The sequence below is a fragment of the Pseudomonas sp. R37(2017) genome (assembly GCF_002113375.1).
In the GTDB taxonomy this organism is placed as follows: Bacteria; Pseudomonadota; Gammaproteobacteria; order Pseudomonadales; family Pseudomonadaceae; genus Aquipseudomonas.
Map to the genome: position 1 here is coordinate 187,609 of NZ_NEHO01000009.1, position 25,034 is coordinate 212,642.

At 60.1% G+C, this 25,034-nt stretch carries 23 protein-coding genes; 9 read left to right on the top strand and 14 right to left on the bottom strand.

From position 1 onward, the window contains the following. Positions 1–84: 84 nt before the first annotated feature. From CAG47_RS16780 to CAG47_RS28755, 8 genes are all read right to left on the bottom strand, one after another. Positions 85–510 (bottom strand): GNAT family N-acetyltransferase, encoded by a 426-nt coding sequence (locus tag CAG47_RS16780; protein ID WP_085725968.1) that lies wholly within the window; start codon positions 508–510, stop codon positions 85–87. Next, a complete protein-coding gene (locus CAG47_RS16785; protein WP_085725969.1) occupies positions 503–1,672 on the bottom strand; it encodes a cupin domain-containing protein in 1,170 nt (389 codons plus the stop codon). The genes CAG47_RS16780 and CAG47_RS16785 overlap by 8 nt, the downstream gene beginning before the upstream one ends. Before the next feature lie 86 nt (positions 1,673–1,758). Continuing rightward, positions 1,759–3,129, bottom strand: coding sequence for an adenylosuccinate lyase (gene purB / locus CAG47_RS16790; protein ID WP_085725970.1), 1,371 nt, complete (start codon positions 3,127–3,129; stop codon positions 1,759–1,761). A gap of 124 nt (positions 3,130–3,253) precedes the next feature. Further along, complete coding sequence (gene hflD, locus CAG47_RS16795) at positions 3,254–3,877, bottom strand: high frequency lysogenization protein HflD (RefSeq protein ID WP_085725971.1); 624 nt, start codon at positions 3,875–3,877, stop codon at positions 3,254–3,256. Then, positions 3,874–5,019, bottom strand: coding sequence for a tRNA 2-thiouridine(34) synthase MnmA (gene mnmA, locus CAG47_RS16800; protein WP_085725972.1), 1,146 nt, complete (start codon positions 5,017–5,019; stop codon positions 3,874–3,876). The genes hflD and mnmA overlap by 4 nt, the downstream gene beginning before the upstream one ends. Positions 5,020–5,078: 59 nt before the next feature. Next, on the bottom strand, positions 5,079–5,525 hold the full coding sequence (locus tag CAG47_RS16805; RefSeq protein WP_085725973.1) for an NUDIX hydrolase: 447 nt from the start codon (positions 5,523–5,525) through the stop codon (positions 5,079–5,081). A gap of 215 nt (positions 5,526–5,740) precedes the next feature. Continuing rightward, a complete protein-coding gene (locus CAG47_RS16810) occupies positions 5,741–7,966 on the bottom strand; it encodes an NADP-dependent isocitrate dehydrogenase (RefSeq protein ID WP_085725974.1) in 2,226 nt (741 codons plus the stop codon). 328 nt (positions 7,967–8,294) lie between these two features. Continuing rightward, on the bottom strand, positions 8,295–8,462 hold the full coding sequence (locus CAG47_RS28755; RefSeq protein ID WP_177409014.1) for a hypothetical protein: 168 nt from the start codon (positions 8,460–8,462) through the stop codon (positions 8,295–8,297). Here CAG47_RS28755 and icd point away from each other — a divergent pair. Continuing rightward, positions 8,461–9,717, top strand: a complete 1,257-nt coding sequence (gene icd / locus CAG47_RS16815; RefSeq protein WP_085725975.1) for an NADP-dependent isocitrate dehydrogenase — start codon at positions 8,461–8,463, stop codon at positions 9,715–9,717. The genes CAG47_RS28755 and icd overlap by 2 nt on opposite strands. Before the next feature lie 79 nt (positions 9,718–9,796). On the opposite strand, the gene cspD is transcribed toward icd, so the two are convergent. Further along, complete coding sequence (gene cspD / locus CAG47_RS16820; protein WP_085725976.1) at positions 9,797–10,051, bottom strand: cold shock domain-containing protein CspD; 255 nt, start codon at positions 10,049–10,051, stop codon at positions 9,797–9,799. A 224-nt stretch (positions 10,052–10,275) separates the two neighbouring features. On the opposite strand from cspD, the gene clpS reads away from it, so the two are divergent. Continuing rightward, the gene (gene clpS, locus CAG47_RS16825; protein ID WP_015094394.1) at positions 10,276–10,638 is read left to right on the top strand and encodes an ATP-dependent Clp protease adapter ClpS; all 363 of its coding nucleotides are present in this window, start codon (positions 10,276–10,278) and stop codon (positions 10,636–10,638) included. 30 nt (positions 10,639–10,668) lie between these two features. Beyond that, positions 10,669–12,939: an ATP-dependent Clp protease ATP-binding subunit ClpA gene (gene clpA, locus CAG47_RS16830; protein ID WP_085725977.1), complete on the top strand. Its 2,271-nt coding sequence runs from the start codon at positions 10,669–10,671 to the stop codon at positions 12,937–12,939. Between the two features lie 210 nt (positions 12,940–13,149). Here the strand turns inward: clpA and infA are convergent, their stop codons facing one another. The 4 genes from infA to trxB form a co-directional block, all read right to left on the bottom strand. Continuing rightward, positions 13,150–13,368, bottom strand: a complete 219-nt coding sequence (gene infA / locus CAG47_RS16835) for a translation initiation factor IF-1 (RefSeq protein ID WP_002553999.1) — start codon at positions 13,366–13,368, stop codon at positions 13,150–13,152. Between the two features lie 111 nt (positions 13,369–13,479). After that, complete coding sequence (locus CAG47_RS16840; RefSeq protein WP_085725978.1) at positions 13,480–14,187, bottom strand: arginyltransferase; 708 nt, start codon at positions 14,185–14,187, stop codon at positions 13,480–13,482. A gap of 57 nt (positions 14,188–14,244) precedes the next feature. Beyond that, positions 14,245–14,925, bottom strand: coding sequence for a leucyl/phenylalanyl-tRNA--protein transferase (aat, locus tag CAG47_RS16845; protein WP_085725979.1), 681 nt, complete (start codon positions 14,923–14,925; stop codon positions 14,245–14,247). Positions 14,926–14,987: 62 nt separating this feature from the next. Further along, positions 14,988–15,947 carry a thioredoxin-disulfide reductase gene (gene trxB, locus CAG47_RS16850; RefSeq protein WP_085725980.1) on the bottom strand — a complete coding sequence of 320 codons (960 nt, stop codon included), beginning with the start codon at positions 15,945–15,947 and terminating at the stop codon, positions 14,988–14,990. A gap of 306 nt (positions 15,948–16,253) precedes the next feature. Between trxB and CAG47_RS16855 the strand changes: the two genes are divergently transcribed. The 6 genes from CAG47_RS16855 to cysG all read left to right on the top strand — a co-directional run bounded on the left by CAG47_RS16855 (position 16,254) and on the right by cysG (position 23,898). Next, entirely contained in the window at positions 16,254–18,665 is a 2,412-nt protein-coding gene (locus CAG47_RS16855) for a DNA translocase FtsK (protein WP_085725981.1), read from the top strand. A 67-nt stretch (positions 18,666–18,732) separates the two neighbouring features. Continuing rightward, positions 18,733–19,356: an outer membrane lipoprotein chaperone LolA gene (gene lolA, locus CAG47_RS16860; protein ID WP_085725982.1), complete on the top strand. Its 624-nt coding sequence runs from the start codon at positions 18,733–18,735 to the stop codon at positions 19,354–19,356. 153 nt (positions 19,357–19,509) lie between these two features. Next, on the top strand, positions 19,510–20,832 hold the full coding sequence (locus tag CAG47_RS16865; RefSeq protein WP_085725983.1) for a replication-associated recombination protein A: 1,323 nt from the start codon (positions 19,510–19,512) through the stop codon (positions 20,830–20,832). Then, the gene (gene crcB / locus CAG47_RS16870; protein WP_085725984.1) at positions 20,832–21,206 is read left to right on the top strand and encodes a fluoride efflux transporter CrcB; all 375 of its coding nucleotides are present in this window, start codon (positions 20,832–20,834) and stop codon (positions 21,204–21,206) included. Before CAG47_RS16865 ends, crcB begins: the two co-directional genes overlap by 1 nt. 16 nt (positions 21,207–21,222) lie before the next feature. Further along, positions 21,223–22,503, top strand: coding sequence for a serine--tRNA ligase (gene serS, locus CAG47_RS16875; protein ID WP_085725985.1), 1,281 nt, complete (start codon positions 21,223–21,225; stop codon positions 22,501–22,503). Then, positions 22,504–23,898 (top strand): siroheme synthase CysG, encoded by a 1,395-nt coding sequence (cysG, locus tag CAG47_RS16880; protein ID WP_085725986.1) that lies wholly within the window; start codon positions 22,504–22,506, stop codon positions 23,896–23,898. A gap of 116 nt (positions 23,899–24,014) precedes the next feature. Here the strand turns inward: cysG and CAG47_RS16885 are convergent, their stop codons facing one another. Further along, a complete protein-coding gene (locus CAG47_RS16885) occupies positions 24,015–25,016 on the bottom strand; it encodes a glutathione S-transferase family protein (protein ID WP_085725987.1) in 1,002 nt (333 codons plus the stop codon). Positions 25,017–25,034: the final 18 nt, after the last annotated feature.

The following is a 25,034-nucleotide window of genomic DNA, read 5'->3' on the forward strand; positions in this document are numbered from 1 at the left end:
TGCCCCCGTTGGGCTGCGCAGCCGCCCTAAAATCTTGGGGCAGCTTCGCGACCCAACGGGGGCAAGCCCCCTCGCCACAAGATCTCAGGCCGAGTGCCGCACCATGTCCACATGGGGAATCCCGGCTTCCAGGAACTCCTCGCTGACCATGTTGAAGCCCAGACGCTCATAGAACGCCGTGGCTTGCACCTGGGCACTGAGCATTTGCTGCTTCAGTCCGCGCTTCTCGGCTTCGTCGATCACCGCGTGCATCAGTGCATCGCCGACTTTCAGGCCGCGCCAGTCCTTGAGTACCGACACCCGGCCGACGTGGCCATCAGGCAGCAAGCGGGCGGTGCCGATGGGGAAATCGCCTTCGAGGGCGAGGAAGTGCACGGCAGTCACGTCGTCGGCATCCCATTCCAGTTCTGGCGGAACGGACTGCTCGGCGACGAACACCGCTTCACGAATGCGCCGGATCTCGGCGTTGTCCTTTTGCCAGTCTGCGACACGTACGTGAATCTTATTCATCGGCAAACCCCAGGCTTCCTTGCTTGACCAGTTCACACAGCAGGCCGCGGCCGTCTTCATCCTTCAGCCATTCGCCGAGGTTGTCGGCGTGCAGTGCGTCGGCGGCGCAGATCATCTTCAGCAGTTCACGCAGTTTGCCTGGCAGATATCGGCTCTGGCCGCTGGCGAACAGCAGCAGGTCGTCGTCGACTTCGGACCACGCCAGTCGTGCACTCGGGTTGCGGATCAGGATCGCGCCTTGCTCCAGGTCGTTGATGAAGTCGTCTTCTTCGACTTCTTCCGGGCCTACCACCAGTTCCGGGTAGCGTGGCTCGGTCATGAACTGGCCGAACCAGGTCAGCAGCAGGCGTTCGTCGCTCATGTGCTCGGCCAGCAGGCCTTTCAAGCGGTCGAGTGCATCGCGCTGGATCTGGTGAGGATCGGTTGTCGGCACCGCGTCGGCGTCGGTATAGCGTTCTTCGTCCGACAGGAACTGGCTGAGGAAGTCGGTGAAGTGGGTCAGCACTTCAGCGGCGCTCGGCGCACGGAAGCCGACGGAATAGGTCATGCAGTCATCGACGGCGACGCCGCAGTGGGCCAGGCGCGGTGGCAGGTACAGCATGTCGCCCGGTTCCAGCACCCATTCGTCGGTCGCTTCGAATTCGGCGAGGATGCGCAAGTCGGCGTGGGCCAGCAGCGGGCTTTCGGTGTTGCACATCTGGCCGATTTTCCAGTTGCGCTTGCCGTGGCCCTGCAGCAGGAACACGTCGTAGTTGTCGAAGTGCGGACCGACGCTGCCACCGGGCGCGGCGTAGCTGATCATCACGTCGTCGATGCGCCAGCTCGGCAGAAAGCGGAAGTTTTCCAGAAGTTCGCTGACTTCCGGCACGAACTGATCCACGGCTTGAACCAGCAGGGTCCATTCGCGTTCAGGCAATTTGCTGAATTCATCTTCGGCGAACGGGCCGCGACGCAATTCCCATGGGCGCTCGCCATTCTCGATGATCAGGCGCGATTCGACTTCTTCTTCCAGCGCCAGGCCAGCCAGTTCGTCGGCGTCGATCGGGCTTTCGAAATCAGGGATTGCCTGACGGATCAGCAGTGGCTTTTTCTGCCAGTAGTCGCGTAGGAATTCCCGTGCAGTGATGCCGCCCAGAAGTTGAAGAGGAGTGTCAGGATTCATGTGTAACCTATTGAAAAAATGCACTTTTCATACGGGAATAAAAACGCCCGGCGCTGCCGGGCGTCTTGAAGGAGCCTGGCGGTCGATCAGATGCGCTTGGCTTGCGCTACAGCGTTGCCGATGTAGTTGGCCGGGGTGAGCAGCTTCAGTTCGGCCTTGGCGGCGGCTGGCATGTCCAGACCATCGATGAAAGTCTGCAGTGCTTCAGGGCTGATGCCCTTGCCACGGGTCAGTTCTTTCAGCTTTTCGTACGGGTTTTCGATGTTGTAGCGACGCATCACGGTCTGGATCGGCTCGGCCAATACTTCCCAGCAGGCGTCCAGGTCGGCGGCGATCTTCTGCTCGTTGAGCTCCAGTTTGCCGATGCCCTTGAGGCTGGCTTCGTACGCGATCACGCTGTGGGCGAAGCCGACACCGAGGTTGCGCAGTACGGTGGAGTCGGTCAGGTCGCGCTGCCAGCGGGAGATCGGCAGTTTGCTCGCCAGGTGCTGGAACAGGGCGTTGGCGATACCCAGGTTGCCTTCGGAGTTTTCGAAGTCGATCGGGTTGACCTTGTGCGGCATGGTCGACGAACCGATTTCACCAGCGATGGTGCGCTGCTTGAAGTAGCCCAGGGAAATGTAGCCCCAGATGTCGCGGTCGAAGTCGATCAGGATGGTGTTGAAACGTGCGATCGCGTCGAACAGCTCGGCAATGTAGTCGTGCGGTTCGATCTGCGTGGTGTACGGGTTGAAGTTCAGGCCCAGTTCATCTTCGATGAAGGCGCGGGCGTTGGCTTCCCAGTCGATCTCGGGGTAGGCCGACAGGTGTGCGTTGTAGTTGCCGACAGCGCCGTTGATCTTGCCCAGCAGGGGTACGGCAGCGACTTGAGCGATCTGACGCTCCAGGCGGTAAACCACGTTCGCCAGTTCTTTGCCCAGGGTGGTCGGCGAGGCCGGTTGGCCGTGGGTGCGCGACAGCATCGGCACGTCGGCGAAACGGATGGCCAGCTCACGGATGGCATTGGCGGTCTGGCGCATCAGCGGCAGCATCACGTCATCACGGCCTTCGCGCAGCATCAGGGCGTGGGACAGGTTGTTGATGTCCTCGCTGGTGCAGGCAAAGTGGATGAATTCGCTGACCTTGGCCAGTTCCGGCAGCTTGGCCGCCTGCTCTTTGAGCAGGTATTCAATGGCCTTGACGTCGTGGTTGGTGGTGCGCTCGATCTCTTTGACGCGCTCGGCGTGTTCCAGAGAGAAGTTTTCCGCCAGGGCGTTCAGCACAGCGTTGGCTTCGGCGGAGAACGCCGGCACTTCGCTGATGGCAGGGTGAGCGGCCAGGCGCTGGAGCCAGCGCACTTCAACCAGGACGCGGGCACGGATCAGGCCGTACTCGCTGAAAATTGGGCGCAGGGCCTGGGTTTTGCCGGCGTAGCGGCCGTCAACAGGGGAAACCGCAGTGAGCGAAGAGAGCTGCATGGGGTGTTCTCGGACAGTCGGGCAACGAAATGGGGCGCGTATCATACATGAAAAAATCCGCCGGTCCGTCGCCAACTGACCGGCGTATTACGCGTATTGCAAGGTTCGGTGCTGTCGATGCGGGTTATTCGTTACGCATCAATGGGTAAAGCTCTTTGAGCAATTTGCGGCGGCTGATCACCAACTGCCAGCGATGACCGCCCAATTGCCGCCACAAGCGTGCAGAACGAATGCCGGCCAGCAGCAGGGCGCGAATTTTCGAGGCGTTGCTCGGTTGTTGCAGGTTGCGCATGTCACCGTGCACCTGGATGCGTTGGCGCAGGGTGCTCAAAGTGTCCTGATACAGCGCGCCGCAGGCGGCGATCACGTTTTCGTGGGCCGGGCCGAAGTGTTCGACCTGGGACTGGATTTGCGGCAGGCGTTTGCCGATCACGTCGAGCATGTCCCCGCGCTTGGCCAGTTGGCGCTCAAGGCCGAGCATGGCCAGGGCGTAGCGCAGCGGCTCGCGCTGCAGGGCGCTCGGGTCGCGTTCCAGGGCGCCGATCAATGCGCGATAGCCTTCGCGCAGATTGATGTCGTCGCCACCGTAGACTTCCAGCGTGTCCCTGGGGTCGCGAATCAGCAGGCTGCCGAGCATGCAGGTCAGGCCCGCCTCGTGGGTCTGGCCGGTCTTGGCGATCCTGTCCACCAGCACGGCGGCGAGAAACACGCCGCCCAGTGCTGTCAATTGCTCCTGAATGGGGCTCATTGTTGCTCGCCTTTGGGAGTGTCCTTGCTGGTCCAGGGTTCAGCCACTTCAATCACGCCGCCACCGAGGCAGATTTCGCCGTCGTAGAACACCACGGACTGACCCGGGGTGACTGCGCGCTGTGGATCATCGAAGGTTGCGCGATAACCGGTGGCGGTTTTTTCCAGGGTGCAAGGCTGGTCGCTCTGGCGATATCGCACTTTGGCGGTCAGCTTGCGCGGCTGGCTCAGATCTATCGGGTTGACCCAATAAATGTCCGAGGCGAGCAGGGCGCGGGAGAACAGGTACGGGTGGTCATTGCCCTGGCCAACGATCAGCTCGTTGTGCTCCAGGTCCTTGATCAGCACGTACCACGGCTCGTCGCTGGCATCCTTCAGTCCGCCAATGCCAAGGCCCTGGCGCTGGCCGATGGTGTGGTACATCAGGCCGTGGTGGCGGCCGATGATTTCGCCTTCGGTGGTTTTGATCTCGCCCGGTTGCGCCGGCAGGTACTGCTTGAGGAAATCGCTGAAGCGGCGTTCGCCGATAAAGCAGATCCCGGTGGAATCCTTCTTTTTTGCAGTCGCCAGCTCGTATTTCTCGGCAATGGCACGCACTTGCGGTTTTTCCAGCTCGCCAACCGGGAACAGGGTCTTGGCGATCTGTTCGCCGCCGACGGCGTGCAGGAAGTAGCTCTGGTCCTTGTTCGGGTCCAGACCCTTGAGCAGCTCGGTGCGGCCATCGATGTCGCGGCGGCGCACATAATGACCGGTGGCGATCAGGTCGGCGCCAAGCATCATGGCGTAGTCGAGGAACGCCTTGAACTTGATCTCGCGGTTGCACAGGATGTCCGGGTTCGGCGTGCGTCCGGCCTTGTATTCGGCCAGGAAATGCTCGAAGACGTTGTCCCAGTACTCGGCGGCGAAGTTGGCGGTGTGCAGCTTGATGCCAATCTTGTCGCATACGGCCTGGGCGTCCGCCAGGTCATCCATGGCGGTGCAGTATTCCGTTCCATCGTCTTCTTCCCAGTTCTTCATGAACAGGCCTTCCACCTCATAGCCCTGCTCGATCAGCAGGAGGGCGGAAACGGAAGAGTCCACGCCGCCGGACATGCCGACAATGACGCGCTTCTTTTGTGTGTCAGAAGGGGCTGGATCACGCATAGGGATTCAATGAGTGTCTTGAAAAAGGACGCGATTCTAACAGGGTCGGGCCCGCAAGGCTAAAGAGAAGGACGGATCAGTTCGAGGTCGAAGCGATTGCCTGCCAGATAGTCGTCGATGCAACGGATGATCAGCTCGCTGCGCCAGTTGTCGCGCTGCTCGATTAATTCTTCGCGGGTCAACCACTTGGCGCCGACGATGCCGTCGTCCAGTTGATATTGCGGGTGGTGTTTGATCGCTTTGGCGATGAAGCAGATCCGTTGATAGGTCACGCCGTTGCTGGGGGCGGTGTACAGGTAAATGCCCAGTACGCCGGTCGGCTCGACGTCCCAGCCGGTTTCTTCGAGGGTTTCGCGTACGGCGGCTTCAATCAGGGTTTCGTCCGGGTCCAGGTGGCCGGCGGGTTGGTTGAGCACGTTACGGCCGTGCTTGGATTCTTCGACCATGAGAAAGCGGCCGTTGTCCTCGACGATGGTGGCGACGGTGATGTGGGGGTGCCAGTCCATAAATCTTCCTCGATTTAATTGGTGAAACGCGGCCCCTTGTGGGAGCGAGCCTGCTCGCGAAAGCAGTGGGTCAGTCAATATCAGTGTTGGATGATAAGCCGCATTCGCGAGCAGGCTCGCTCCCACAGGGGTTAGTGTCCACATTTGAGTTGTAGCAAACACCAAAAACACAAACCCCGGCGCAGGGCCGGGGTTTGTGATGTTCCCTTACAACCTTAAACCAGCGCAGCTACAGCCGCGTTGAAAGTTGCGCTTGGACGCATGGCCTTGCTGATCAGCTCGGCGTCGGCGTGGTAGTAACCGCCGATGTCCACTGGCTTGCCCTGGACGGCGTTGAGTTCGGCAACGATGGTCGCCTCGTTCTCGGTCAGGGTTTTGGCCAGGGTCGCGAACTGCGCTTGCAGTGCAGTGTCTTCGGTCTGGGCAGCCAGGGCCTGAGCCCAGTACAGCGCCAGGTAGAAGTGGCTGCCGCGGTTGTCGATGTTGCCGACTTTGCGCGATGGCGACTTGTTGTTGTCCAGGAACTGGCCGGTGGCCTGGTCCAGGGTCTTGGCCAGAACCAGCGCCTTTGGATTGTTGTAGGTCACGCCCAGGTGTTCCAGGGACGCGGCCAGGGCCAGGAATTCACCCAGCGAGTCCCAGCGCAGGAAGTTTTCTTCCAGCAGTTGCTGAACGTGCTTGGGTGCCGAACCGCCGGCGCCGGTTTCGAACAGACCGCCGCCGTTCATCAGCGGAACGATCGACAGCATCTTGGCGCTGGTGCCCAGTTCCATGATCGGGAACAGGTCGGTCAGGTAGTCGCGCAGTACGTTGCCGGTCACCGAGATGGTGTCCTTGCCTTCGCGGGTACGCTGCAGGGTGTACTTCATCGCCTCGACAGGCGACATGATCTGGATGTCCAGGCCGGCAGTATCGTGATCCTTCAGGTAAGCCTGAACTTTCTCGATCACCACGCCATCGTGGGCGCGCATTGGGTCCAGCCAGAAAATCGCCGGGGTCGCGCTTGCGCGAGCACGGTTGACGGCCAGTTTGACCCAGTCCTGGATCGGCGCGTCTTTGGTCTGGCACATGCGGAAGATGTCGCCGGCCTCGACCGACTGCTCCAGCAGCAGCTTGCCGTTGCTGTCGGTGACGCGAACGACGCCGTCAGCCTTGATCTGGAAAGTCTTGTCGTGGGAGCCGTACTCTTCGGCTTTCTTCGCCATAAGGCCAACGTTCGGCACGCTGCCCATGGTGGTCGGATCGAATGCGCCATTGGCCTTGCAGTCTTCGATCACTGCCTGGTAGATGGTGGCGTAGCAGCGATCCGGGATCACGGCCTTGGTGTCGTGCAACTGGCCGTCGGTGCCCCACATCTTGCCGGAGTCACGGATCATGGCTGGCATCGAGGCGTCGACGATCACGTCGCTCGGCACGTGCAGGTTGGTGATGCCTTTGTCGGAGTTGACCATCGCCAGGGCAGGGCGAACGGCGTAGACCGCCTGGATGTCAGCTTCGATGGCCGCTTGCTGCTCGGCAGGCAAGGCCTTGATGCGGGTGTACAGGTCGCCGATGCCGTTGTTCAGGTTGAAGCCGATCTGTGCCAGCACGTCAGCGTGCTTGGCCAGTGCATCTTTATAGAATTCGGCAACGATCTGGCCGAACATGATCGGGTCGGAGACCTTCATCATGGTGGCTTTCAGGTGTACCGACAGCAGCACGCCCTGGGCCTTGGCGCTTTCGATTTCAGCGGCAATGAAAGCACGCAGCGCGTTTTTGCTCATGACGGCGCAGTCGAGGATCTCGCCAGCCTGAACGGTGGTTTTTTCTTTCAGGACGGTGGTGGTGCCGTCTTGAGCGATCAGCTCGATTTTCACGGCGCCAGCGGCGTCGATCAGGGCGGCTTTTTCGCTGCCGTAGAAGTCGCCGCTGCTCATGTGCGCGACGTGGGACTTGGAGTCCTTGGCCCAGGCGCCCATTTTGTGCGGGTGCTTGCGTGCGTAGTTCTTGACCGACAGCGGTGCGCGGCGGTCGGAGTTGCCTTCGCGCAGAACCGGGTTCACGGCGCTGCCCTTGACCTTGTCGTAGCGCGCCTTGGCTTCTTTGTCGGCGTCGCAGGTCACGGTTTCCGGGTAGTCCGGCAGGTTGTAGCCCTGGGCTTGCAGTTCCTTGATCGCGGCTTGCAGTTGTGGAACCGAGGCGCTGATGTTCGGCAGCTTGATGATGTTGGCGTCAGGCGTAACGGCCAGGGCGCCCAGTTCGGCGAGGTGGTCGGCTACGGCTTTGTCGCCCAGTTGCTCGGGGAAGCTGGCCAGGATGCGCCCTGCAAGAGAGATATCGCGGGTTTCAACAGCGATATCGGCCGAAGCGGTGTAGGCCTCGATGATAGGCAACAGTGAATAGGTGGCGAGGGCTGGGGCTTCGTCGGTGAAGGTATAGATGATCTTCGAGCGGGTGGGCATATTCGGATTAACTCTCTCTTCTTTGCTAAAGCGTGCGCAGAAACTCGAGGGCGCCGGGTAAGCGCGTTCGTTCAAAGTCATCCATGAGCCGAATATCGAGGTTTCGTTGCTGTGATGTTGGGTGCATCAGTAGGGTGTCAAGTAGCCGGGCTGCGGTAACAGACCGGCTTGAGTGGCGGAAACGCTCGTCGTAGAGCTGTTCAACCTGACGTGACCCTTTAGTCAGCGGCGGCATTATACATAGGTAGCTGGCAATCTGCCGATGGTTCATACACAACGAATGTCGTCCATTGGTCTAAAGGTCGCATGGGGCGAGCGGGGCGCAAGGTCATTCGTCGTGCTTGAGTTTGGCGTTTTTCCCTTTGCTTTCAGGCTTGTAGCTCACGAGTTGCAAGGCTTTGCGGCAGATGGAAGGAACATAGGGTTTGCGCGCTGATTCAACTGGGTTACGCTCGAACCAAGCCAGATGTTCAATCCAATCAATGGAGTTCAGCATGGGTTACAAGAAGATTCAGGTTCCAGCCGTCGGCGACAAAATCACCGTCAATGCAGACCATTCTCTCAATGTTCCTGACAATCCGATCATCCCGTTCATCGAAGGCGACGGTATTGGCGTCGACGTCAGTCCCGTAATGATCAAAGTGGTTGATGCTGCCGTGGAAAAGGCCTATGGGGGCAAGCGCAGGATTTCCTGGATGGAAGTCTATGCCGGCGAGAAAGCTACCCAGGTCTATGACCAGGACACCTGGCTGCCTCAGGAAACCCTGGATGCCGTGAAAGATTACGTGGTCTCCATCAAGGGGCCGCTGACCACGCCCGTCGGCGGTGGTATCCGCTCCCTCAACGTTGCCCTGCGTCAGCAGTTGGACCTGTACGTCTGCCTGCGCCCGGTCGTATGGTTCGACGGCGTACCAAGCCCGGTGAAAAAGCCTGGCGACGTCGACATGGTGATTTTCCGCGAAAACTCCGAAGACATTTATGCCGGTATCGAGTGGAAGGCCGGCTCGCCTGAAGCCACTAAAGTCATCAAGTTCCTGAAAGAAGAAATGGGCGTTACCAAGATCCGTTTCGATCAGGATTGCGGCATCGGCATCAAGCCTGTGTCGAAAGAAGGTACCCAGCGCCTGGTGCGCAAGGCCTTGCAGTACGTGGTGGACAACGACCGCAAGTCGCTGACCATCGTGCACAAGGGCAATATCATGAAGTTCACCGAAGGCGCCTTCAAGGACTGGGGTTACGAGGTGGCGAAGAACGAATTCGGCGCCGAGCTGCTCGACGGTGGCCCGTGGATGAAGTTCAAGAACCCCAAGACCGGTCGCGAAGTCATCGTCAAGGATGCCATCGCCGACGCCATGCTCCAGCAGATCCTGCTGCGTCCGGCCGAATACGACGTGATCGCCACCCTGAACCTCAACGGTGACTACCTGTCCGATGCACTGGCGGCGGAAGTGGGCGGTATCGGTATCGCGCCGGGGGCCAACCTGTCGGACACCGTGGCCATGTTCGAGGCCACCCATGGCACTGCGCCGAAATATGCCGGCAAGGACCAGGTCAACCCGGGGTCGGTGATCCTTTCGGCGGAGATGATGCTGCGTCACCTGGGCTGGACCGAAGCGGCCGATCTGATCATCAAGGGCACCAATGGCGCGATCAAGGCCAGGACCGTGACCTATGACTTCGAACGTCTGATGGAGGGGGCGAAACTGGTGTCGTCTTCCGGTTTCGGTGATGCGCTGATCTCGCACATGTAAGAAGGCGCGAGCACACGAAAACCGCCTGGTTCAACAAATTGAGTCAGGCGGTTTTTTATGGCTGGATGACGTTTCGGCGTTAGACCGTAACGGTCTGTTCAGCAGCGGATGTCGTTTCTTTTGAAGCATTCACCGGATTGACGATGTTGACCGCATGAAAGCCTTTTGGGGCCTGGATGATGTCGAATACGACAGCTTGTCCGGCTTTCAGGGTTTTATAGCCATCCATTTTAATGGCCGAGTAGTGGGCAAACAGGTCTTCTGTCTTGCCGTCCTCGTTGATGAATCCGAAACCCTTGGCATTGTTGAACCACTTCACTTTGCCGACTGCCATACCCAACTCCCTCTGCAACAGACTCCATCACTGGAGTATCATCCAGTACATCCGCAGTCGAATCTGAAAACAGGATTGACTCCGCGGACCTTTTTTACCCACTGTGGGCTCTATTGGTTGTAACACCGTTTTGCCGATAGTCAAGCTGACCTAGCAGTCGGTATTGAAATCGCTGATAGCCGCCCCCACCACTGTATTTGAACAACTGACGAACCTTTCTTTCCATGCATGCAATCAGCCAGATTCGACTAACATTCAATCAGGATCGCCCTGATTTACACGACGACGATTCCGCAGGCATTGCAGTTCAGGAGGCAAAGCCTGCACTTCAGGCGCCGCCGATGTACAAGGTGGTTTTGTTCAACGATGACTACACACCGATGGATTTCGTCGTCGAAGTGCTCGAGGTGTTTTTTAACCTGAATCGCGAGCTGGCGACCAAGGTCATGCTGGCCGTCCATACAGAAGGGCGGGCAGTATGTGGAGTGTTTACCCGCGACATCGCCGAGACCAAGGCCATGCAGGTCAACCAGTACGCCAGGGAAAGCCAGCATCCGCTACTCTGTGAAATCGAGAAGGACGGTTAATCGCCGGACACTTGGGTATGAGGTGAAGCTATGTTAAACCGCGAGCTCGAAGTCACCCTCAATCTTGCCTTCAAGGAGGCTCGTTCGAAGCGTCATGAATTCATGACCGTCGAACACCTGCTGTTGGCCCTATTGGACAATGAGGCTGCCGCCACCGTTTTGCGTGCCTGCGGCGCGAACCTCGACAAACTCAAGCATGACCTGCAGGAGTTCATCGACTCCACCACGCCATTGATCCCCGTGCATGACGAGGATCGCGAAACCCAGCCAACCCTGGGCTTCCAGCGTGTCCTGCAGCGTGCTGTGTTTCACGTACAGAGCTCGGGCAAACGCGAAGTGACTGGCGCCAATGTGCTGGTCGCGATCTTCAGTGAGCAAGAGAGTCAGGCGGTGTTCCTGCTGAAACAGCAGAGCGTTGCCCGTATAGATGTCGTCAACTACATCGCCCATGGCATTTCCAAGGTGCCGGGGCATGGCGATCACTCTGAAGGTGAGCAAGATATGCAGGACGACGAGGGCGGTGAGTCTTCTTCCTCAGGCAATCCGCTGGATGCCTATGCCAGCAATCTCAATGAACTCGCGCGCCAGGGTCGTATCGATCCGTTGGTGGGGCGTGAGCTGGAGGTCGAGCGTGTCGCGCAGATCCTCGCGCGTCGTCGCAAGAACAATCCGTTGCTGGTGGGCGAGGCGGGCGTGGGTAAAACCGCGATTGCCGAAGGCCTGGCCAAGCGCATTGTCGACAACCAGGTGCCGGACCTGCTGGCCAACAGCGTGGTTTACTCCCTGGATCTGGGTGCCTTGCTCGCCGGTACCAAGTACCGTGGCGATTTCGAGAAGCGCTTCAAGGCGTTGCTCAATGAGCTGAAAAAACGTCCGCAGGCGATCCTGTTCATCGACGAGATCCACACCATCATCGGGGCGGGTGCCGCATCCGGTGGTGTCATGGATGCTTCGAACCTGCTCAAGCCACTGCTGTCCTCGGGTGATATCCGTTGCATCGGCTCGACCACCTTCCAGGAATTCCGCGGCATCTTCGAGAAGGACCGTGCTCTGGCTCGGCGCTTCCAGAAGGTCGATGTGTCGGAGCCTTCCGTGGAAGACACTGTCGGTATCCTGCGTGGTCTGAAAGGGCGCTTCGAGCAGCATCACAGTATCGAGTACAGCGATGAAGCCCTGCGCGCCGCCGCTGAACTGGCTTCGCGTTATATCAATGACCGGCACATGCCGGACAAGGCGATCGATGTGATCGACGAGGCGGGTGCCTACCAGCGCCTGCAACCGCTCGAAGTGCGCGTCAAGCGTATCGAAGTGCCTCAAGTCGAGGACATCGTCGCGAAAATCGCGCGGATTCCACCAAAACACGTCACCAGTTCCGACAAGGAACTGCTGCGTAACCTCGAGCGTGACCTGAAGTTGACCGTGTTTGGTCAGGATGCCGCGATCGATTCGCTGGCCACCGCGATCAAGCTGTCCCGTGCCGGCCTCAAGTCCCCTGACAAGCCTGTCGGTTCGTTCCTGTTCGCCGGGCCTACCGGTGTCGGTAAAACCGAAGCCGCGCGTCAGTTGGCCAAGGCGTTGGGTGTCGAACTGATTCGTTTCGATATGTCCGAGTACATGGAGCGCCACACCGTATCGCGTCTGATCGGTGCGCCTCCGGGTTATGTCGGATTCGATCAGGGCGGTCTGTTGACTGAAGCCATCACCAAGCAGCCACACTGTGTGCTGTTGCTCGATGAAATCGAAAAGGCGCATCCGGAAGTCTTCAACCTGCTGCTGCAGGTCATGGACCACGGTACGTTGACCGATAACAACGGGCGCAAGGCGGATTTCCGTAACGTGATCGTCATCATGACGACCAACGCCGGTGCCGAGACCGCAGCTCGCGCTTCGATCGGTTTCACCTATCAGGACCACTCGTCCGATGCGATGGAAGTGATCAAGAAGAGCTTTACGCCGGAGTTCCGCAACCGCCTGGATACCATCATCCAGTTTGGTCGTCTCAGCCATGAGGTCATCAAGAGCGTGGTGGACAAGTTCCTTACCGAGCTTCAGGCGCAACTGGAAGACAAGCGGGTGTTGCTGGAAGTCACCGACGCTGCCCGCAACTGGCTGGCCGAAGGTGGTTACGACGCGGCGATGGGGGCTCGCCCAATGGCTCGCCTGATCCAGGACAAGATCAAGCGTCCGCTGGCGGAGGAGATTCTCTTTGGCGAACTGGCCGAACATGGCGGTGTAGTGCACATCGACATCAAGGATGGCGAGCTGACCTTCGAGTTCGAGACCACGGCCGAGATGGCCTGACGTTAACTGCAAGTCAGCAAAAAGGCGCCTTTTGGCGCCTTTTTGCTGTCTGTTTCCTCCCCCTCCTCTGTAGGAGCGAGCATGCTCGCGATGGCGGTGTATCGGCCAACGAAGATATTGGATCTGATGACCTCATCGCGAGCATGCTCGCTCCTACAGGGGGGCAAACAAAAACGCCCGGCATAAGCCGGGCGTCTTGTATTGACATGATTAGCGAGCGCGGTAAGTGATGCGCCCTTTGCTCAAGTCATAGGGAGTCAGCTCGACGCGCACTTTGTCGCCGGTAAGAATACGAATGTAGTTCTTGCGCATCTTGCCGGAGATGTGCGCGGTTACGACGTGCCCATTTTCCAACTCCACACGAAACATGGTGTTGGGCAGGGTGTCGACGACAGTGCCTTCCATTTCGAAGCTGTCTTCTTTCGACATGCAGTAAAGCCCTCGGTGTCCAATGAATGGCCCGGTGCAACTGCGCCAGGCAAAAGCGGCGTGCATTGTGCCCGAAAAGTGGGGTTCAAGCCAAGAAATTTAGGGGCGGCTCTAGTTTAGAACCACCCAACGCTGATTAATCAGCAGCTCAATGGGGCGATATTGGGTCTTGTAGTTCATCTTTTTGCAGTTTTTGATCCAGTAGCCGAGGTAGACCGCATCCAGTCCCAGTCGCCTGGCCTCGGCGATTTGCCAGAGGATTGCGAAACGCCCAAGGCTGCGACGCTCTTCGGAAGGCTCGTAAAAGGTGTAAACCGCCGAAATGCCGTTCGGCAGTAAATCGGTAACGGCGACGGCCAGCAGCCGGCCGTTCAGGCGGAACTCGTAAAAGCGTGAAAACGGCAGGTCCCGCACCAGAAATGTGGAGAACTGGTCGCGACTTGGCGGGTACATATCGCCATCGGCGTGACGCTGTTCGATATAGCGCTGGTAAAGGTCGAAGTACTCTTCGCTGAAGCAGGGTTTGGCCGGGCGCACCTGCAAATCCGCGTTGCGCTTGAAGATGCGTTTCTGTTGCCGGTTGGGCGCGAACTGCCCCACGGGAATGCGCGCCGGAACGCAGGCATTGCAATTCTGGCAATGCGGCCGGTAGAGATGGTCGCCACTGCGACGAAAACCCATCTCCGACAGGTCTGCATAGACATGCACATCCATGGGCTGGCTAGGGTCGAGGAACAGGGTTGTGGCCTGCTCCTCGGGCAGATAACTGCAAGAGTGCGGCTGAGTGGCATAGAACTTCAAACGCGCCAACTCGGTCATGATCAACCCTCGGGATAATGCTTTTGAGTAAGTGTAAGCCACCTGTGCAAAAGTCGCTCAGCAAACCCAGGTGGCACGATTGGGTTGGTCCAGATACTGAGCCAGGTAGTTGGCAAACTCACGGCGTGGTATCGCCCGGGCGCCCAGGCTGTGCAGGTGGTCGGTGGGCATCTGGCAATCGATCAGCACAAATCCCGAGTCTTTCAGGTGTCGAACCAAAGTGGCAAAGCCGAATTTCGAGGCGTTGTCTGCGCGGCTGAACATGGATTCGCCAAAAAACAAACGGCCCATCGCCAGGCCATACAGCCCGCCAACCAATTCGTCCCCGTCCCACACTTCCACCGAGTGCGCGTGACCACGCCTGTGCAGTTCGATGTAGGCATCCTGCATCGCCTCGGTGATCCAGGTACCGTCGGCGTAGTCCCGGGGCGCGGCGCAGGCGCGGATGACGGCGGCGAAGTCCTCGTCAAAGGTCACTTGATAGCGTTGCTGGCGCAGCAGTTTGTTCAGGCTGCGCGAGATGTGCAATTCGTCGGGAAACAAGACAGTGCGCGGATCCGGAGACCACCACAAGATCGGCTGGCCTTCGGAGAACCAGGGGAAGCAACCGTGGCGATAAGCCGAGACCAGCCGATCGGCGGACAGATCGCCACCGGCAGCCAGAAGCCCGTTGGGGTCGCGCATGGCCTTTTCCAGCGGTGGGAAATGCAAGGTGTTGCGTTGTAACCAAGTCAGCATGGCATCCGGGCTTGCAGAAGGGGAGGGCGGTGGCGGGTGTTGGCCCGCCGTAAAGTTTGCCTTCAAACGGCAGGAATGTCGTCGAGGTATTTTTCGGCGTCCAGTGCCGCCATGCAACCGGCCCCGGCAGACGTAACGGCCTGGCGATAAACGTGGTCGGCCACGTCGCCGGCGGCAAACACGCCCGCAATCGCCGTGGCGGTGGCATCGCCTTCACTGCCGCCCTTGACCAGCAGATACCCGTCGCGCATTTCCAGTTGGCCCGTGAACAGGTCGGTGTTGGGTTTATGGCCGATGGCGATAAACACCCCGGCCAGCGGCAGCTCCCTGGTTTCGCCGGTGTGGCTGTCGCGCAGGCGGGCGCCGGTCACGCCGCTGGCGTCGCCGAGCACTTCGTCCAGATTCTGGTTCCAGTGCAGGCGTACATTGCCGTTGGCGGCCTTTTCGAAGAGCTTGTCCTGGAGGATTTTCTCCGCGCGCAGTTTGTCGCGCCGATGGATCAGGTGAACTTCTTTGGCAATATTGGACAGGTACAAGGCTTCCTCGACCGCCGTATTGCCGCCGCCGACCACCGCAACCACCTGATTGCGATAGAAAAATCCGTCACAGGTGGCGCACGCCGAAACCCCTTTGCCGGCAAACGCTTCTTCCGATGCCAGGCCCAGGTATTGCGCGGAGGCGCCGGTGGCAATGATCAAGGCGTCGCAGGTGTAGGTGCCGCTATCGCCGATCAGCTCGAACGGCCGTTGTTGCAACTTGGCAGTATGGATGTGGTCGTAAACGATCTCGGTGGCAAAGCGTTCGGCGTGTTTTTGCATGCGCTCCATCAACACCGGTCCAGTCAGGCCTTCGACGTCACCTGGCCAGTTATCGACTTCGACGGTGGTGGTGAGTTGGCCACCTGCCTGTAGGCCGGTAATGACAACGGGCTTGAGGTTGGCACGGGCGGCATAAACGGCTGCGCTGTAACCGGCGGGGCCGGAGCCCAGGACAATCAGGCGGGAATGCTTCGCTTCGCTCATAAAAACACCTCATAAGCCTTTGTCACAAAAGAGAATGCGTGCTCAAATTGAACAGCATGTCATGTGCTGTTGACTATGCTACACCCAAGGGTCTCAAGCATGGCGTCGTGCGCACAAACCCGTACAATGCCCTGCGTGTTACATATATTCAGTGTGCGCCGTGTTTATAAAAGCCGATGCGCAGTGTTAAAAGTAGTCCCGGTTACACGTATTAACTTTTTTACCTGCCTGGATTGGGCGGTTTTTTGGCAGTTTTTATAGACATTCACCAGATGGACGCGCCCGTGGCGCAGGAAAAGAAGCGTTTTGAAGAAATCCACCGCAGCACCTAAACCAGCCGTCGTTCCGCTCTGGCGCCAGCACTTGCACTACCGACTCAAGGAAGGTGCGCTGATCGCCATCGGTGCCCTGTGCCTGTTCCTGATGATGGCCTTGCTGACCTATGGCAAGGACGATCCGGGCTGGAGTCATAACAGCAAGATCGACGACGTGCAGAACTTCGGCGGGCCAGCGGGCTCCTACAGCGCCGATATCCTGTTCATGGTGCTGGGTTACTTTGCCTACATCTTCCCGTTACTGCTGGCGATCAAGGCGTACCAGATCTTCCGCCAGCGTCACGAGCCGTGGCAGTGGAGCGGCTGGCTGTTCTCCTGGCGCCTGATCGGCCTGGTGTTCCTGGTGTTGTCGGGTGCCGCTCTGGCCCATATCCATTTCCATGCGGCGACCGGCCTGCCGGCCGGAGCGGGCGGTGCGCTGGGTGAAAGCCTCGGCGAACTGGCCAGGAACGCCCTGAATATCCAGGGCAGCACGCTGTTGTTCATTGCGTTGTTCCTGTTCGGCCTGACCGTGTTTACCGACCTGTCGTGGTTCAAGGTGATGGACGTCACTGGCAAGATCACCCTCGATCTGTTCGAACTGTTCCAGGGCGCGGCCAATCGCTGGTGGGCGGCCCGTACCGAGCGTAAACAACTGGTTGCCCAGTTGCGTGAAGTCGACGACCGTATGGATGAAGTGGTCGCGCCGACCGTCGCCGACAAGCGTGAGCAGGCCAAGGTCAAGGAGCGCTTGATCGAGCGCGAGCAAGCCCTCAGCAAGCACATGTCCGAGCGCGAGAAGCAGGTGCCGCCGGTGATTGCACCCGCACCGCCAAAACCTGCCGCACCGAGCAAACGCGTCGAAAAAGAGAAACAGGCACCGCTGTTCGTCGACAGCGCCGTGGAAGGCACCTTGCCACCGATCTCGATTCTCGACCCGGCGGAAAAGAAACAGCTCAATTACTCCCCCGAGTCCCTGGCTGCGGTTGGCCACTTGCTGGAAATCAAGCTCAAGGAATTCGGCGTTGAAGTCGCGGTCGATTCGATCCACCCGGGTCCGGTGATTACCCGTTACGAAATCCAGCCGGCGGCCGGCGTCAAGGTCAGCCGCATCGCCAACCTGGCCAAGGACCTGGCCCGTTCCCTGGCCGTGACCAGCGTGCGCGTGGTGGAAGTGATCCCGGGCAAGACCACGGTCGGTATCGAGATCCCCAACGAAGACCGGCAGATCGTGCGTTTCTCCGAGGTGTTGTCGACTCCCGAGTACGACAACTTCAAATCCCCGGTGACACTGGCCCTGGGCCACGACATCGGCGGCAAGCCGGTCATCACCGACCTGGCGAAGATGCCCCACCTGCTGGTGGCCGGTACTACCGGTTCCGGTAAGTCGGTGGGTGTGAACGCGATGATCCTGTCGATCCTGTTCAAGTCCGGCCCGGAAGACGCCAAGCTGATCATGATCGACCCGAAAATGTTGGAACTGTCGATCTACGAAGGCATTCCGCACCTGCTGTGCCCGGTGGTCACCGACATGAAGGACGCCGCCAACGCCCTGCGCTGGAGCGTTGCCGAGATGGAGCGACGCTACAAGCTGATGGCCAAGTTGGGCGTGCGAAACCTGTCGGGCTTCAACGCCAAGGTCAAGGAGGCCCAGGACGCCGGCGAGCCGTTGAGCGATCCGCTGTACAAGCGCGAGAGCATCCACGACGAAGCGCCGCTGCTGAGCAAGCTGCCGACCATCGTGGTCGTGGTCGACGAATTCGCCGACATGATGATGATCGTCGGCAAGAAGGTTGAAGAACTGATTGCCCGAATCGCGCAAAAGGCTCGTGCCGCCGGTATCCACTTGATCCTTGCGACCCAGCGTCCGTCGGTGGATGTGATCACCGGTCTGATCAAGGCCAACATTCCGACCCGCATGGCGTTCCAGGTATCGAGCAAGATCGACTCCCGGACCATCATCGACCAGGGCGGTGCCGAGCAACTGCTGGGTCACGGTGACATGCTCTACATGCCGCCGGGTACCAGCCTGCCGATTCGTGTTCACGGTGCTTTCGTGTCCGACGATGAGGTTCACCGCGTGGTGGAGGCCTGGAAACTGCGTGGCGCACCGGAATACAACGACGACATCCTCAATGGCGTCGAAGAGGCCGGCAGCGGCTTCGAAGGCAGCAGCGGCGGTGGCGAAGGCGACGATCCCGAGGCCGACGCGCTGTACGACGAAGCGGTCCAGTTCGTCCTGGAAAGCCGTCGCGCTTCCATTTCCGCGGTTCAGCGCAAGCTGAAGATCGGTTACAACCGCGCCGCGCGCATGATCGAAGCCATGGAAATGGCCGGGGTCGTGACGTCCATGAACACCAACGGTTCGCGTGAAGTCCTGGCCCCGGGCCCGGTGCGCGACTGACCCGAGTTTGAAAGGGGTGGCGTCCACCGGCGCCACCCGCACTCCCACGAATGTTATGAGGACTCCCATGCGTCTGATCCGCATGCTGTTGCTGCCGGTACTGGCTCTGACCACGCTCCAGGCTAACGCCGATGACAAGGACGTGGCACGCCTGACCCAAATGCTGGAAAAATCCCAGACCCTGACCGCACGTTTCTCGCAACTGACCCTGGATGGCACCGGCACCCAGTTGCAGGAAACAGCCGGTGAAATGTCTGTGCAGCGCCCGGGCCTGTTCTACTGGCACACCGATGCACCGGCCGAGCAGGTGGTGGTTTCCGATGGCAAGAAGGTCACCCTGTGGGACCCGGACCTGGAGCAGGCCACCATCAAGACGCTCGACCTGCGTCTGAGCCAGACCCCGGCGTTGCTGCTGTCCGGCGATGTTTCCAAGATCAGCCAGAGCTTCGCCATCAGCGCCAAGGAAGCCGGCGGCGTGATCGACTTCACCTTGAAGCCGAAAACCAAGGACACCCTGTTCGACAGCCTGCGCCTGTCGTTCCGCAACGGGCTGGTCAATGACATGCAGCTGATCGACAGCGTCGGCCAGCGCACCAATATCCTGTTCACCGGGGTGAAGGCCAACGAGCCGATCCCGGCGTCCAGGTTCAAGTTCGACATCCCCAAGGGTGCGGACGTGATCCAGGAATAAACGCAGCCCCCCTGTAGGAGCGAATTCATTCGCGATGGTCGTCAACGATAACGCTGGTAACCTGACACCCAGTGGTGTCCTTGAGACCATCGCGAATGAATTCGCTCCTACAGGGGGCAATACCCAGATCAAACGAGGTTTCAACGGTACGTGATGGACCTGTTTCGCAGCGCCCCGATCTCCCAGCCACTGGCCGCTCGCTTGCGCGCGACCAATCTGGACGAGTACGTCGGTCAAGAGCACGTGCTCGCTCGCGGCAAGCCCTTGCGCGAAGCGCTGGAGCAGGGTGCCCTGCATTCGATGATTTTCTGGGGGCCGCCGGGCGTGGGCAAAACCACCCTGGCGCGGCTGCTCGCGGAAGTCTCGGATGCACACTTCGAAACAGTCTCGGCGGTGCTGGCCGGGGTCAAGGAAATCCGTCAGGCGGTGGAAATCGCCAAGCAACAGGCCGCGCAGTATGGCCGTCGCACCATCCTGTTCGTCGATGAAGTGCATCGCTTCAACAAGTCGCAGCAGGATGCGTTCCTGCCCTATGTCGAAGACGGAACGCTGATTTTCATCGGCGCTACCACGGAAAATCCTTCGTTCGAACTCAACAACGCTCTGCTGTCGCGGGCGCGGGTCTATGTGCTCAAAAGCCTGGACGAAGTGGCGCTGCGCAAACTGGTGCAGCGTGCGCTGACCGAAGAGCGGGGCCTGGGCAAACGCAACCTGACCCTCGGCGACGAAGCTTTCCAGATGCTGCTGTCGGCCGCCGATGGTGACGGCCGGCGCTTGCTCAATCTGCTGGAAAACGCCTCGGACCTGGCTGAAGACAACAGCGAAATCGGCACCGAGCTCCTGCAAAGCCTGCTCGGCGATACCCGGCGGCGTTTCGACAAGGGTGGCGAGGCCTTTTACGATCAGATATCCGCGCTGCACAAATCGGTTCGCGGCTCCAACCCCGACGGCGCATTGTACTGGTTCGCACGCATGATCGATGGCGGTTGCGATCCGCTGTACCTGGCTCGCCGCGTGGTGCGCATGGCCAGTGAGGACATCGGCAATGCCGACCCGCGCGCCCTGAGCCTGTGCCTGGCGGCGTGGGAAGTGCAGGAGCGTCTCGGCAGCCCCGAAGGCGAACTGGCGGTAGCCCAGGCCATCACCTACCTGGCTTGTGCGCCAAAGAGCAATGCGGTGTACATGGGCTTCAAGACGGCCTTGCGCGCCGCCGCCGAGCACGGTTCGCTGGAAGTGCCGCAGCACCTGCGCAACGCGCCAACCAAGTTGATGAAGCAGTTGGGCTACGGCGACGAATACCGCTATGCCCACGACGAACCGGATGCTTACGCCGCCGGGGAAGACTATTTCCCGGAGGAGCTGGAGCCGATTCCGTTCTATCAGCCGGTGCCCCGTGGCCTGGAGTTGAAGATCGGTGAAAAGCTCAATCACCTGGCAAAACTCGACCGTTCAAGCCCCCGGCAGCGGAGAAAATAGTGCTTCCCTTGATCGTTGCGGTTTCCGTCGGCGGGATCGCCGGCACGTTATTGCGCTTTGCCACGGGCAACTGGATCAACGCGAATTGGCCGCGGCACTTCTATACCGCGACGCTGGCCGTTAATATCGTGGGCTGTTTGCTGATCGGTGTTCTATACGGTCTGTTTTTGATACGCCCGGAGGTGCCGATCGAGATTCGCGCCGGGTTGATCGTTGGCTTCCTCGGGGGGCTGACGACTTTTTCATCCTTTTCACTGGATACGGTGCGCCTGCTGGAAAGCGGGCAGGTGCCGCTGGCCCTGGGCTATGCGGCGCTCAGCGTATTCGGCGGGCTGCTTGCCACCTGGGCCGGCCTGTCCTTGACCAAACTTTGATAAACGAGAAACCGACATGCTCGATTCCAAACTGTTACGTAGCAACCTTCAGGACGTAGCGGACCGCCTGGCATCCCGTGGCTTTGTGCTGGATGTTGCGCGCATCGAAGCGCTGGAAGAACAGCGCAAGACCGTCCAGACCCGCACCGAAGCACTGCAGGCTGAACGTAACGCGCGCTCCAAATCCATCGGTCAGGCCAAGCAGCGCGGCGAAGACATCGCGCCTCTGATGGCGGATGTCGAGCGCATGGCGGGTGAATTGAGCGCCGGTAAAGTCGAACTGGACGCGATCCAGAGCGAACTGGACTCGATCCTGCTGGGTATCCCTAACCTGCCGCACGAATCCGTGCCGGTTGGCGAAGACGAAGACGGCAACGTCGAAGTGCGTCGCTGGGGCACCCCGACGACCTTCGACTTCCCGGTTCAGGACCACGTGGCCCTGGGCGAGAAGTTCGGCTGGCTGGATTTCGAAACCGCCGCCAAGCTGTCCGGCGCCCGTTTCGCCCTGCTGCGCGGCCCGATCGCTCGTCTGCACCGCGCCCTGGCGCAGTTCATGATCAACCTGCACGTCAGCGAGCACGGCTATGAAGAGGCCTACACGCCTTATCTGGTCCAGGCCCCGGCGCTGCAAGGCACCGGTCAACTGCCGAAGTTCGAAGATGACCTGTTCAAGATCGCGCGCGAAGGCGAATCCGACCTGTACCTGATCCCGACCGCCGAAGTGTCGCTGACCAACATCGTGGCCGGCGAAATCGTCGATTCGAAACTGCTGCCGATCAAGTTCGTTGCCCACACCCCGTGCTTCCGCAGCGAGGCCGGCGCATCGGGTCGTGACACCCGCGGCATGATCCGCCAGCACCAGTTCGACAAAGTTGAAATGGTACAGATCGTCGAGCCGTCGAAGTCGATGGAAGCACTGGAAGGCCTGACCGCCAACGCCGAGAAAGTCCTGCAACTGCTGGAGCTGCCTTACCGCACCCTGGCGCTGTGCACCGGCGACATGGGCTTCAGCGCGGTCAAGACCTACGACCTTGAAGTGTGGATCCCGAGCCAGGACAAGTACCGCGAGATTTCGTCGTGCTCCAACTGCGGCGATTTCCAGGCCCGTCGCATGCAAGCGCGCTTCCGCAACCCGGAAACCGGCAAGCCGGAACTGGTGCACACCCTGAACGGCTCCGGCCTGGCAGTGGGCCGTACCCTGGTGGCGGTGCTGGAGAACTACCAGCAGGCCGACGGCTCGATCCGCGTGCCGCAAGTGCTCAAGCCGTACATGGGTGGCCTCGAGGTCATCGGCTAAATGAACTATCTGCCGCTGTTTCACAACCTGCGCGGCAGTCGTGTGTTGGTCGTCGGCGGGGGGGAAATTGCCTTGCGCAAATCCCGCCTGCTGGCCGATGCCGGTGCGCTGCTGCGGGTGGTTGCACCTGAAATCGAAGCGCAACTGCGCGAGCTGGTTACCGCCAGCGCTGGCGAATGCCTGCTGCGTGGTTACGTCGAGGCGGATCTGGACGGTTGCGGGCTGATCATCGCCGCCACCGACGACGAAGCGCTGAATGCACAAGTCTCCGCCGATGCCCATCGGCGTTGCGTGCCGGTCAACGTGGTGGACGCGCCAGCCCTGTGCAGCGTGATTTTTCCGGCCATCGTCGACCGCTCCCCGCTGATCATTGCAGTGTCCAGCGGTGGCGATGCGCCGGTGCTGGCGCGTTTGATCCGCGCCAAGATCGAAACCTGGATTCCTTCCACCTACGGTCACCTGGCCGGATTGGCGGCGCGTTTTCGTCATCAGGTCAAAGGCCTGTTTCCCGATGTGCAGCAGCGTCGGGCGTTCTGGGAAGATGTTTTCCAGGGCCCGGTTGCCGACCGGCAACTGGCCGGGCAGGGCGCTGAAGCCGAGCGCTTGTTGCAGGCGAAGATCGATGGCGAAGCGCCAGTGGCCACCGGCGAAGTCTATCTGGTGGGCGCAGGGCCGGGCGATCCCGACCTGCTGACGTTCCGCGCCTTGCGTCTGATGCAGCAAGCCGACGTGGTGTTGTACGACCGCTTGGTCGCCCCGGCGATTCTCGAACTGTGCCGTCGTGATGCCGAACGGGTTTACGTCGGCAAACGTCGCGCCGATCACGCAGTGCCACAGGACCAGATCAACCAGCAATTGGTGGACCTGGCCAAACAGGGCAAGCGAGTGGTGCGGTTGAAGGGCGGCGATCCGTTCATCTTCGGTCGTGGCGGTGAAGAGATCGAGGAGCTGGCGGCCCAGGGCATCCCGTTCCAGGTGGTGCCGGGGATCACGGCGGCCAGTGGCTGCGCGGCCTATGCCGGGATTCCGCTGACCCACCGCGATTATGCGCAATCGGTTCGTTTCATCACCGGCCACCTCAAGGACGGCTCCAGCGATTTGCCATGGGCCGACCTGGTCGCGCCTGCGCAAACCCTGGTGTTCTACATGGGCTTGGTGGGCCTGCCGGTCATCTGCGAGCAATTGATCAAGCATGGTCGCGCCGCCGATACCCCGGCGGCACTGATCCAGCAGGGCACCACGGTCAACCAGCGGGTGTTTACCGGCACCCTGGCGGACCTGCCGCGGCTGGTGGCGGAGCATGAAGTGCATGCGCCGACATTGGTGATCGTCGGTGAAGTGGTGCAGTTGCGCGAGAAACTGGCGTGGTTCGAAGGGGCTCAGGGGCAGGTCTGAGGACCGAGTTGCCCCATTCGCGAGCAGGCTCGCTCCCACATTTGATTTGTGTCGTTCACAAATCCCCTGTGGGAGCGAGCCTGCTCGCGAAAGGGCCATCAAAACCTGCACGAATCTCAGGCCCTGCGCCAAACCCCTTTCCCGCTCAACCGATCCCGATCATGGGGCGCGGTGAAGTCCTGTTCCGGGCCTTTGGGCACTACGCCCGTCGGGTTGATGGTGCGGTGGCTGGCGTAGTAGTGGTGCTTGATGTGGGTAAAGTCCACCGTCTCGGCAATGCCTGGCCACTGATAGATCTCCCGCAGCCAGTTCGACAGGTTCGGATAATCGGCAATCCGCCGCAGGTTGCACTTGAAGTGCCCGTAGTACACCGCGTCAAAACGAATCAGCGTGGTGAACAGGCGGATGTCCGCTTCGGTCAGGTACTCGCCCGCCAGATAGCGGTTGGCGCCCAGCAGCAACTCCAAACGGTCCAGTTCGGCAAACACATCGTCGAAGGCTTCTTCATAAGCCTGTTGCGACGTGGCAAACCCGGCGCGATACACGCCGTTGTTCACCGCCGGGTAAATCCGCTCGTTCAGCGCATCGATCTCACCGCGTAGCGGTGCCGGGTAGAAGTCCAGGTCGTTACCGGTCAACTCGTCGAAGGCGCCATTGAACATGCGGATGATTTCCGAGGATTCATTGTTGACGATGCGCTTGTGCCGTTTGTCCCACAGCACCGGTACGGTGACGCGGCCGGTGTAGTCGGCGGTGTCGGCGGTATAGCGCTGGTGCAGAAAGTCCAGGTGATCGAGCTTGTCGCCGGTCGACCCGAGGCCCTGGTCGAAGGTCCAGCCGTTTTCCAGCATCGACCAACTGACCACCGAAACATCGATCAGGTGCTCGAGGCCTTTGAGTTTGCGCAGGATCAGCGTGCGGTGCGCCCATGGGCAGGCCAGGGACACGTACAGGTGATAACGCCCGGGTTCGGCGGCGAAACCGCCGACACCGGTCGGTCCGGGCTTGCCGTCAGCGGTCAACCAGTTGCGGCGTTGCGCCTGTTCGCGCTGGAACGCGCCGTCCTTGCTGCTTTCGTACCACTTGTCCTGCCAGCGGCCATCGACTAACAAACCCATGTTCAAGACTCCTGAAAA

Excerpts from the sequence above, each read along its gene's own strand:
- cysG (WP_085725986.1), top strand. The coding sequence starts at position 22,504 with ATGAACTATCTGCCGCTGTTTCACAACCTGCGCGGCAGTCGTGTGTTG.
- infA (WP_002553999.1), bottom strand. The coding sequence starts at position 13,368 with ATGTCGAAAGAAGACAGCTTCGAAATGGAAGGCACTGTCGTCGACACC.
- mnmA (WP_085725972.1), bottom strand. The coding sequence starts at position 5,019 with ATGCGTGATCCAGCCCCTTCTGACACACAAAAGAAGCGCGTCATTGTC.
- clpS (WP_015094394.1), top strand. The coding sequence starts at position 10,276 with ATGCATGCAATCAGCCAGATTCGACTAACATTCAATCAGGATCGCCCT.
- CAG47_RS16805 (WP_085725973.1), bottom strand. The coding sequence starts at position 5,525 with ATGGACTGGCACCCCCACATCACCGTCGCCACCATCGTCGAGGACAAC.
- hflD (WP_085725971.1), bottom strand. The coding sequence starts at position 3,877 with ATGAGCCCCATTCAGGAGCAATTGACAGCACTGGGCGGCGTGTTTCTC.
- CAG47_RS16885 (WP_085725987.1), bottom strand. The coding sequence starts at position 25,016 with ATGGGTTTGTTAGTCGATGGCCGCTGGCAGGACAAGTGGTACGAAAGC.
- clpA (WP_085725977.1), top strand. The coding sequence starts at position 10,669 with ATGTTAAACCGCGAGCTCGAAGTCACCCTCAATCTTGCCTTCAAGGAG.
- CAG47_RS16780 (WP_085725968.1), bottom strand. The coding sequence starts at position 510 with ATGAATAAGATTCACGTACGTGTCGCAGACTGGCAAAAGGACAACGCC.
- aat (WP_085725979.1), bottom strand. The coding sequence starts at position 14,925 with ATGCTGACTTGGTTACAACGCAACACCTTGCATTTCCCACCGCTGGAA.
- CAG47_RS16810 (WP_085725974.1), bottom strand. The coding sequence starts at position 7,966 with ATGCCCACCCGCTCGAAGATCATCTATACCTTCACCGACGAAGCCCCA.
- serS (WP_085725985.1), top strand. The coding sequence starts at position 21,223 with ATGCTCGATTCCAAACTGTTACGTAGCAACCTTCAGGACGTAGCGGAC.
- trxB (WP_085725980.1), bottom strand. The coding sequence starts at position 15,947 with ATGAGCGAAGCGAAGCATTCCCGCCTGATTGTCCTGGGCTCCGGCCCC.
- purB (WP_085725970.1), bottom strand. The coding sequence starts at position 3,129 with ATGCAGCTCTCTTCGCTCACTGCGGTTTCCCCTGTTGACGGCCGCTAC.
- CAG47_RS16840 (WP_085725978.1), bottom strand. The coding sequence starts at position 14,187 with ATGACCGAGTTGGCGCGTTTGAAGTTCTATGCCACTCAGCCGCACTCT.
- icd (WP_085725975.1), top strand. The coding sequence starts at position 8,461 with ATGGGTTACAAGAAGATTCAGGTTCCAGCCGTCGGCGACAAAATCACC.
- CAG47_RS16865 (WP_085725983.1), top strand. The coding sequence starts at position 19,510 with ATGGACCTGTTTCGCAGCGCCCCGATCTCCCAGCCACTGGCCGCTCGC.
- CAG47_RS28755 (WP_177409014.1), bottom strand. The coding sequence starts at position 8,462 with ATGCTGAACTCCATTGATTGGATTGAACATCTGGCTTGGTTCGAGCGT.
- CAG47_RS16785 (WP_085725969.1), bottom strand. The coding sequence starts at position 1,672 with ATGAATCCTGACACTCCTCTTCAACTTCTGGGCGGCATCACTGCACGG.
- cspD (WP_085725976.1), bottom strand. The coding sequence starts at position 10,051 with ATGGCAGTCGGCAAAGTGAAGTGGTTCAACAATGCCAAGGGTTTCGGA.
- lolA (WP_085725982.1), top strand. The coding sequence starts at position 18,733 with ATGCGTCTGATCCGCATGCTGTTGCTGCCGGTACTGGCTCTGACCACG.